Consider the following 6,674-nt stretch of genomic DNA (forward strand, 5'->3'; position numbering starts at 1 on the left):
GTCAGGGGAACCTGACCGCCGGCCGCACCCGGCGTTGACCGGGTAGTTTACAGATTTTTTATTATTCGGAAATGTCCACGCCGTCGAAACGGTGGATGCCGAGCGGATCCATGAAGAAGCCCGAGACCTTCTTGCTCATCGGAACAAAGACCAACGAGTGGTCAAGCGTATTCCAGGGAGCTTCCTTCTTGAAGATCAGCTGCGCCTGCTCATAAGCCTTCGTGCGCTCGGCGACGTCGGCCGTCTGCTTGGCCTTCGTCATCAGATCGTCGAATTCCTTGTTGCACCACTGAGCGCGGTTGTTGCCGCCGACAGCGTCGCAGCCAAGCAACGTATCCATGAAGTTGTCAGGATCGCCGTTGTCGCCGGTCCAGCCGAGGATGACGGCACCGTCGCGATTCTTGTCGGACGAGAGCTTCAGATATTCGGCCCATTCATGGGTGACGATTTCCGCATCGACGCCGACCTTGGCCAAGTCGGCCTGCATCAATTCGGCGGCGCGACGCGCGTTCAACATGTACGGACGCGAAACCGGCATCGCCCAGATCTTCATCTTCAGATCCTTGACGCCGGCATCTGCCAGCATCTTCTTCGACGCATCGGGATCGTACTTGTCGTCTACGACGGCGTCGTTATAGGACCACATCGTCGGCGGGATCGGGTTCTTTGCAACGGCCGCGGCACCCTGGAAGACGGCATCGACGATCGCCTGCTTGTTGATCGCCATGTTCAGCGCCTTGCGGACTTCGGCCTTGTCGAATGGAGCAATCAAGGTGTTGTAAGCGAGATACGAAACGTTCAGGCCGGCCTGCTCGAGTACGGTCAGGTTCTCGTCCTTCTTAAGTTCGGCGACGTCAGCCGCATTCGGATAAGGAATGAGGTGGCATTCGCCGGCCTTCAGCTTCTGGGCGCGCACGGCAGCGTCAGAGGTGATGGCGAAAACCAGATCGTCGATCTTTTCCTTACCCTTGAAATAGGTTTCGTTCGCCTTGTAGCGGATAACGGCATCCGGCTGGTAGGCGACGAAGGTGAACGGGCCGGTACCGAGCGGCTGCTGGTTCATCTGCGCCATCTTGCCGTCGGCTGCGAGCTTGTCGGCATATTCCTTGGAGACGATCGAGGCAAAGTCCATGGCGAGGTCGGCGAGGAACGGCGCTTCGGGATGGTTGAGCGTGAACTTGACGGTGAGGTCGTCGACCTTCTCGACCGACTTGATCAGCTCCGGGAAGCCCATGCCGGCAGCATATTCGTAAGAGCCGCCCTCGACATACTTGTTCCACGGATTGTCAGCCTTGAGCTGGCGCTCGAAGGAGAAGATGACGTCGTCGGCATTGAAGTCACGCGTCGGCGTGAAGAAGTCGGTGGTCTGGTACTTGACGCCCGGATGCAGCTTGAAGGTGTACTCCTTGCCGTCGGCCGAAACGCTCCAGCTGTCGGCCAGGCCCGGCTCGATCTCGGTGCCGCCATGCTTGAATTCGACGAGACGGCTATAGACCGTGCGCGACGACGCGTCGAAGGTCGTGCCTGCCGTATAGAGGCTCGGGTCGAAGCCTTCCGGCGAGCCCTCGGAGCAATAAACAAGGGTCTTGGACCAGGCCGACGTCGCCATGACGGAAATCAAGGCCGTCGCTGCCAGGAGGACAGAGATCTTTTTCATAATATTGTTTCCCGGTTGTTCTTTTTTGATGTTTGGAGATCGTAGAATGGCATCACGATCGACGGTTGATGGAACGATATTTATCTACTGAAAGCAACGGGCTACGCAGAAAAATTTTCCAGCTGGACAATTTTAGAAATTTTCAGTCAAAAATCAGCCGCATTTGGAAATATTCGGACAAAAATGACCGAAATTTTGTCGCATTTGGTATAAAAACGCCGCCATCGCGACACGCAGACGCCCTTTCCCCCCGCATTTCCGAGACCGGCGGGACGCTGCAAAAACAAAAACCGCGGTTGCCGGGGCAACCGCGGTTCAGAAGCATATTCTGCTCCTTAATTCAGGCGGCGGGGGCAACGATCGCGGGTTTGCGATATGCCGGCTCGCCGGTAATTCCGAGAAGGAAATTGATCTGCGGACGCGCCTTGACGAGGTCGTCGATGGAATATTCCGACAGCACGGCGAAGAAGGCGTTGAGCGCCTTACGCAGCGCCGAATTCAACCCGCAACTGTCGACCAGCGGGCATTCGACTTCACCGTCATCCTCGAAGCATTCGGCCATGGCGAAGCTATCTTCCGTCACCCGAACGACGTCGAAAAGACTAATGTCGGCGGCCGGTTTGCCCAAGCGCACGCCGCCATTGCGACCGCGCACGGTCTCGACCAGACCCGCCTTGTTCAGCGGCTGAAGGATCTTGAAAAGAAAGAGCTCGGAAACGCCATAGGCCTTGGCGATTTCCGGAATCCGGCTCAAGTGCCCGTCATTGGCAGCACAATACATCAACATGCGAACCGCATAGTTCGTCTGCTTCGTCAACCGCATGCCATTCTCCTGACTCGTCTGTTCAGACCTATATAGGCGGTTTGCTAGTTTTGAACAATTCCAAAATATGAAATTCGCATTCAGCTTATGAGGCCATTTGCCGCGACGTCAATCCTGCACCAGGATCCCGACGTCATCCAGGATGGCCCGCCTGCGCTCGGGCGTGCCTTGCGCATCAATTTGACCTCGGCCACTGGGGGAATAGGAGATGGCGAGCAGACTCAGGACATCCTCGACGCCGGACCAACATCGCAGGCAATCAGCATGACGAAGAAAATTCGGGAGCCATAAGGCCCCCGAATTGCAGATTTCAGATCGGAACGTCGTGACGATCACTTCATCGTCGGCATGACGAATTCAGCGCCGCTCTTGATGCCCGAGGGCCAGCGGGCAGTGACGGTCTTGGTCTTCGTCCAGAACTTGATCGAATCCGTGCCATGCTGGTTGAGGTCGCCGAAGCTCGAGGCCTTCCAGCCGCCGAAGGAGTGATAGGCGAGCGGAACCGGGATCGGAACGTTGATGCCGATCATGCCGATATTGATGCGCGATGCGAAATCGCGGGCGGCATCGCCGTCACGGGTGTAGATGGCGACACCGTTGCCATATTCGTGCTTCATCGGCAGCGACAGCGCATCCTCGTAGTTCTGGGCACGGACGACGGAAAGGACAGGTCCGAAGATCTCGGTCTTGTAGATATCCATCTCCGGCGTGACATGATCGAACAGGCAGCCGCCGACGAAATAGCCGTCTTCATAACCCTGGAGCTTGAAATCGCGGCCGTCGACGACGAGTTTGGCACCTTCTTCGATGCCGCGGTCGATCAGGCCGCGAACACGGGTATAGGCTTCCTTGGTGACCAGCGGGCCCATGTCGGCCTTGTCGTCGGTATAGGGGCCGATGCGCAGGGATTCGATCTTCGGCGTCAGCTTCTCGACGAGGCGATTGGCGGTCTCCTCGCCGACTGGGACGGCAACCGAGATCGCCATGCAGCGCTCGCCGGCCGAACCGTAGCCTGCGCCCATCAGCGCGTTGACGGCCTGGTCCAGGTCAGCATCGGGCATGATGATCATGTGGTTCTTGGCGCCGCCGAAGCACTGGGCGCGCTTGCCGTTCATCGCCGCGGTGCCATAGACGTAGCGGGCGATCGGCGTCGAGCCGACGAAGGAGACGGCGCCGATATCGGGATCGGTGAGGATCGCGTCGACCGCACCCTTGTCGCCGTTGACGACGTTGAGGATGCCGGCGGGCAGACCGGCTTCGATCATCAGTTCGGCGAGGCGGATCGGCAGGGAGGGATCACGCTCGGATGGCTTCAGGATAAAGGCGTTGCCGCAGGCGATCGCCGGCGCAAACATCCACATCGGGATCATGCCGGGGAAATTGAAGGGGGTGATGCCGGCGCCGATGCCGACCGGTTGGCGGATCGAATACATGTCGATCGCCGGCCCGGCGCCCTCGGTGAACTCGCCCTTGGCGAGATGGGGAATGCCGCAGACGAATTCGCAGACTTCGAGGCCGCGAATGACGTCGCCCTTGGCATCCTCGATCGTCTTGCCGTGCTCCTTGGAGAGGATTTCGGCAAGTTCGTCCATGTGCTTGTTCAGGAGTTCGACGAATTTGAAGAAGACGCGGGCGCGGCGCTGCGGGTTGGTGGCAGCCCATTTCGGCTGCGCAGCCTTGGCGTTTTCGACGGCGGCGCGCAGTTCCTCGACGCTTGCGAGTGCGACCGTCGCCTGCACTTCGCCCGTCGCCGGATTGTAGACATTGCTCACGCGGCCGCTGGTGCCGGCAACCTGCTTGCCGCCGATGAAATGACCGATCTCACGCATGGGTGTTCCTCCTGTTTTTCGATGACCGACAATCGCACTTCAATTTGCACAAATCAATGCGCTGATATAAGCAACCGTTGTGCGCAAATTATAGCCCTATCGTCGCATCAGGCGCTGCGGCTGCTTCCAAACTTGGCCCTGCACGCCAACAAGTCAAACGCCGACAAGTCAAACCCTGGGGGGAGGTCAAACCGATGAGCCGGAAACCCATCGTCAGAATGGCGGAACTGGAGATCGATCCGGACACGCTTGAAACCTATCGCGCCTTGCTCACGGAAGAAATCGAAGCATCCCTAGCGCTGGAAGACGGTGTCCTTTCCCTGAGCGCTGTTTCCATCAGGGACAGCCCAAATCGGATCCGTATCCTTGAAGTCTACGCCGACCAAGAAGCATACGAGGCCCATCTGCGGACACCGCATTTCCTTAAGTACAAGAACCAGACGGCGCAGATGGTGACATCGCTGACGCTTGTCGAGGTCGATCCGATTGCAATGCGTGCCAAGCCATGAACTGGGACGATGTTCGGATTTTCCTAGCCGTCGCCCGCACCGGGCAGATCCTTGCCGCCTCGAAGCGGCTGGGGCTCAATCACGCCACGCTCTCACGACGATTGACTTCGCTGGAAGAGGCGCTGAAGACGCGGCTTTTCATCCGTCGCACGAATGGCTGCGAGCTGACGGCCGAAGGCGAAGTGTTCCTGGCATCCGCAGAACGGATGGAAACGGAAATGCTCGCAGCACAGGCCAGCCTTGGCCACACAGATACGGCAATTGCCGGGACTGTGCGCGTCGGCGCGCCTGATGGGTTCGGTGTTTCCTTTCTTGCGCCGCGTATGGGCAGACTGATCGAACGCCATCCGTCGCTGAAGATCCAGCTCGTACCTGTGCCGCGCTCTTTCTCGCTGTCGCAGCGCGAGGCGGATATAGCCATCACGCTGGAGCGGCCCGAACAAGGCCGGCTCGTCTCCTCCAAGCTCACCGACTACACGCTCGGTCTCTATGCCTCACACGACTACCTCGGCTCCCAGGGCACGCCAGGGGATATCGACGCGCTCAAGGCGCATCCGCGCATCGGTTACGTCGAAGACCTGATCTTCACCGCCTCGCTGAATTTCTCCGGCGAGGTGATGCGGAGTTGGGATGCAAGCTTCGAAATTTCGACGGCGATCGGGCAGACGGAAGCGGTGCGATCAGGCGCCGGGATCGGCATCCTGCACGATTATATCGCCCGGCAGTATCCGGAACTCCAGCGCATCCTGCCGGAGGTTTCGATCCGCCGCGCTTACTGGACAACCTATCACGAAACGGCGCGCGACCTTATGCGCGTCAGGAGCGTTGCCGATTTCCTGCAGGAACTCGTCAGCGCCGAACGGCACATCTTTCTTTAAGCTTCCAAGCGTGTTTTGCCGGTTCGTCGTTTTCGTCGGGATTGGGAACGGGTGCCTCGTCGGGCAGCCGGTCAGGCTCCGGCTCCTTGATCGGAGGCACCGGCTTCCAGCCGGGTCCGGGCATCGGCGGCTGATCGGGAATGGGTTCGTTGGGCACGGACATGACCGCCTCCCTTTGATGATTTCAGTGTGCGCGACGTTCGGGGCTATTTGTCCGGCTTCAGCGATTCGGCAGCACGCATCGGCATGCTGTCGATTATGGCGAAGAGCTCGCCATCGGTAATCGGCTCGCTGACCTTGAGCTTCACGGTGCCGTCCTTGCCGAGAAGGAAAGCGGCGAATTCGCCGACCTCCGGCGCCTCGAGATCGCGGCGGATCGCTTCGCCGTCGAGGCCGTCAGCCGCACCGAAGAGTGGTCGAACGCCGGCACCGGAAATCTTTATCACAACCAGATCACGCTCATCGAGCGCTGAGCGGTCGGCCAGCAGGTGATTTTCCTGCCGGGCGGCGCGGGAATTATCCCTGTCGGCGAAAACAACGAAGACGCGGTTCTTCCACTGAAACTGGGCGAGACTTTCGGCAGGCGCATAAGCGCTGTTGGTCTCGTCGATCTTCGTCGCACCGTAGAGAAGGGTTTTCGACATGCATATTCTCCCGTTAACATGGAGAACGGCCCGATGCGGCATGGGTTCCACCGAAACGATAGGGAACCGTGTTTTTGGTTTCGCTTCCCAAATTCATCATTGAGATCCGTTTAAAGGCCGGTCACACCGATGCCACGACTGACAGCCCGCTGGCGCCGTTCCGAGATGATCTGTTCGCTGCTTTCCATGCGCGCCGTCCGCTGCAGGACCTTCAACCTGTCCTGCATCGCCTCGAAGGCGCTGCGCTGCGCTGGTGGCACACGGTTGATGAGATCCTTTTCGCCGCGAATGATGGCATTGCGACCAAAGCGCTCGTCGAGTGCCCGGCTGACGG

Annotated in this window: 8 protein-coding genes; 2 read left to right on the forward strand and 6 right to left on the reverse strand. The window is 59.1% G+C overall.

Features of this window, described 5'->3' with window-relative positions; translation table 11 throughout:
- Positions 1–61: 61 nt before the first annotated feature.
- From BS629_RS13225 to BS629_RS13240, 3 genes are all read right to left on the reverse strand, one after another.
- The gene (locus BS629_RS13225; protein ID WP_018244874.1) at positions 62–1,657 is read right to left on the reverse strand and encodes an ABC transporter substrate-binding protein; all 1,596 of its coding nucleotides are present in this window, start codon (positions 1,655–1,657) and stop codon (positions 62–64) included.
- A 340-nt stretch (positions 1,658–1,997) separates the two neighbouring features.
- A complete protein-coding gene (gene rirA / locus BS629_RS13230; RefSeq protein ID WP_018244873.1) occupies positions 1,998–2,480 on the reverse strand; it encodes an iron-responsive transcriptional regulator RirA in 483 nt (160 codons plus the stop codon).
- A 332-nt stretch (positions 2,481–2,812) separates the two neighbouring features.
- The gene (locus tag BS629_RS13240) at positions 2,813–4,309 is read right to left on the reverse strand and encodes a CoA-acylating methylmalonate-semialdehyde dehydrogenase (RefSeq protein WP_018244871.1); all 1,497 of its coding nucleotides are present in this window, start codon (positions 4,307–4,309) and stop codon (positions 2,813–2,815) included.
- 194 nt (positions 4,310–4,503) lie between these two features.
- Here BS629_RS13240 and BS629_RS13245 point away from each other — a divergent pair, with 194 nt between their 5' ends.
- Positions 4,504–4,818 (forward strand): putative quinol monooxygenase, encoded by a 315-nt coding sequence (locus BS629_RS13245; protein WP_018244870.1) that lies wholly within the window; start codon positions 4,504–4,506, stop codon positions 4,816–4,818.
- Positions 4,815–5,696 (forward strand): LysR family transcriptional regulator, encoded by an 882-nt coding sequence (locus BS629_RS13250; RefSeq protein WP_018244869.1) that lies wholly within the window; start codon positions 4,815–4,817, stop codon positions 5,694–5,696. Before BS629_RS13245 ends, BS629_RS13250 begins: the two co-directional genes overlap by 4 nt.
- Here the strand turns inward: BS629_RS13250 and BS629_RS13255 are convergent.
- The 3 genes from BS629_RS13255 to BS629_RS13265 all read right to left on the reverse strand — a co-directional run.
- The gene (locus BS629_RS13255) at positions 5,668–5,859 is read right to left on the reverse strand and encodes a hypothetical protein (protein WP_018244868.1); all 192 of its coding nucleotides are present in this window, start codon (positions 5,857–5,859) and stop codon (positions 5,668–5,670) included. The genes BS629_RS13250 and BS629_RS13255 overlap by 29 nt on opposite strands.
- Before the next feature lie 43 nt (positions 5,860–5,902).
- The gene (locus BS629_RS13260) at positions 5,903–6,340 is read right to left on the reverse strand and encodes a DUF4174 domain-containing protein (protein ID WP_018244867.1); all 438 of its coding nucleotides are present in this window, start codon (positions 6,338–6,340) and stop codon (positions 5,903–5,905) included.
- Between the two features lie 110 nt (positions 6,341–6,450).
- The coding region (locus BS629_RS13265) for a hypothetical protein (protein WP_143529702.1) at positions 6,451–6,674 on the reverse strand (224 nt) is incomplete at its 5' end.

Origin of the sequence: Rhizobium leguminosarum bv. viciae USDA 2370, assembly GCF_002008365.1 — a bacterium.
GTDB lineage: Bacteria > Pseudomonadota > Alphaproteobacteria > Rhizobiales > Rhizobiaceae > Rhizobium > Rhizobium leguminosarum.